Raw genomic sequence first — 250 nt, 5'->3', positions numbered from 1 at the left:
CCCGATGCTTGTGCGTCCGACCAAGGCGTGCGGCGTCGTGATTCCGCGGCGCGTATTCTGTCTCGCCATCGAGCCGAGCGAGCCGCACGAGTCATGTTCATGGGAGATGATCTGAATGAACGCTTGGTTATCGTGGCGTCCCACAGAGCAGCATGCGCAGTTCGTGCGCGACATGCTGCGCCGGGGGACGCGTGTCAGTCACCACTTATTCAGCGTTGTCGGCTGTCTCGCTGTCGCAGTTGCGCTCGCC

At 62.4% G+C, this 250-nt stretch carries 1 pseudogene; it reads left to right on the top strand.

Annotation, left to right across the window (positions count from 1 at the left end):
- Positions 1–115 precede the first annotated feature (115 nt).
- Positions 116–250: pseudogene (locus SB816_RS33700) on the top strand (lytic transglycosylase domain-containing protein); the annotation flags it as partial.

This window comes from Achromobacter sp. SIMBA_011 (assembly GCF_046535435.1).
Classification (GTDB): Bacteria; Pseudomonadota; Gammaproteobacteria; order Burkholderiales; family Burkholderiaceae_B; genus Achromobacter; species Achromobacter dolens.
Note: the sequence above shows the minus strand (reverse complement) of the source record. Positions and strands in the feature narration are given on the sequence as shown.